The following is a 1,665-nucleotide window of genomic DNA, read 5'->3' on the forward strand; positions in this document are numbered from 1 at the left end:
AGAAGCTGTTGTCTTTTCGATCTTGAGGGATGCGCGTCGAACGGGAGTCCCGATCGGGTGGTCGCGGGACGCTGGGCGCATACGAACAGGGCCTCCCGAACAGCTCGTTGGTGTCGAATCACCGAGCAGCAGGAGGCCCTGGTGCAGCAGTCTTGCGTGCCGATGGCCGGGCAGTCCAGCGCGGTCACCTGGGAGTGTGACTGCCTGGCTCACCGGTTCGGAAACGCCGCCGACAACGGGACGCGGCAGCCTCGCTATCCGACGGACATGACGGACGGGGAGTGGGCCGTCATCCGCCCGCTGCTGCCGGTGCCGGGCTGGATGCGTGGCCGGGGCGGCCGGCCGGAGGCGTACTGCCACCGGGCGATGCTCGATGCGATCCGGTATCTCGTGGACAACGGGATCAAGTGGCGAGCGATGCCCGTCGACTTTCCGCCGTGGGACCGCATTTACGCATTCTTCCGCCGCTGGCGCGACAACTTGCTGGTCAAGGAGTTCCACGACCGGTTGCGCGCGAGGGTGCGCGAGGAGTTGGGGCGGGATGCGGAGCCGACGGCCGCAGTGATCGATTCGCAGTCCGTCAAGGCGGACGCCGTCGTCGGTGGGGACAGCCGGGGCTTCGACGGCGGCAAGCTGATCAACGGCCGCAAGCGGCACGTCGTGGTCGACACGCTCGGTCTGCTGCTGGGCGTGATGGTCACCGCCGCGGACACCGGCGACCGCATCGCCGCCCAGGTCCTGCTCGGGCAGGTCGCCGACGTGCACCACCGCCTCGAACTGGTCTGGGCCGACGGCGGCTACACCGGCAGCCTCGTCGAGTACTGCCTGGCCGCGTTCACCCTGGTCCTGGCGATCGTCAAACGCAGCGACGACCAGAAGGGGTTCGTGGTGCTGCCAAAGCGGTGGATCGTCGAGCGCCTCTTCGCCCACCTGATGCGAAGCCGCCGTCTGGTGCGCGACTTCGAGCGGCGCACCACCAGCGCCGAGGCGATGATCTATTGGTCGATGACCCTGCTCATGACGCGCCGCCTGGCCCGGTCACGCCTGCCGCGAGGGTGAACCGGCCCGGCTGCCGCTCGGCCAGCCAACCCCGCGCGACCAGGCGTTTCGCCTTCGACCGCAGTGCCTCCACCCGCGCCGGCACCACGTCCATGCCGAACAACGCGGCCATCTCCTGGCAGGTCAGCGGCCCTTGATGGAGCCGGTCCCGGTCTGCGAGCGCCGTGAGGATGCGCTGGTAGTCGACCGACAGCGCCGACCAGGCCAGCCCCTGGCGCCACGCCGGCACCTGCGACTTCGGCTTCGCCGCGTCCCGGGGTTCCGTCGGCGCGTCCGCATCCCGCCGATCGCCAGTGGCCTCCGTGCCGGCGGGGTCGCCGCTATCCGGAGCCAGCACCGTGTCGACCCGCCTGCGGGCAATCGCCCACTCCTGCCATTCCTGCTCGGCCGCAGCCAGCTCGGCCTGGATGCGGTCGGCCTCCTCCCGCAGCCCGTCGACTCGACGGCGAGCGGCGAGCTCGTGCTGTTCCAGCAGTCCGACAACCGACGGCATCCGTGACCTCCCGGGGAACGACGACCCGACAGGCCACGACTCCCACGGAATCACCACTGCTATCCCCGACCAGCGGAAACGCACCGATCACGCCCGAAAAGACAACAGCTTCT

2 protein-coding genes are annotated in these 1,665 nt (G+C 69.5%); one reads left to right on the forward strand and one right to left on the reverse strand.

The window, feature by feature from the left end:
* Positions 1-141 precede the first annotated feature (141 nt).
* On the forward strand, positions 142-1,059 hold the full coding sequence (locus tag ABT063_RS51985) for an IS5 family transposase (protein WP_351069370.1): 918 nt from the start codon (positions 142-144) through the stop codon (positions 1,057-1,059).
* Here ABT063_RS51985 and ABT063_RS51990 read toward each other — a convergent pair.
* Positions 1,016-1,552, reverse strand: coding sequence for a hypothetical protein (locus tag ABT063_RS51990; protein WP_351069373.1), 537 nt, complete (start codon positions 1,550-1,552; stop codon positions 1,016-1,018). The genes ABT063_RS51985 and ABT063_RS51990 overlap by 44 nt on opposite strands.
* Positions 1,553-1,665 lie beyond the last annotated feature (113 nt).

It is taken from the genome of Streptomyces sp. NPDC002838 (assembly GCF_040295365.1).
GTDB lineage: Bacteria > Actinomycetota > Actinomycetes > Streptomycetales > Streptomycetaceae > Streptomyces.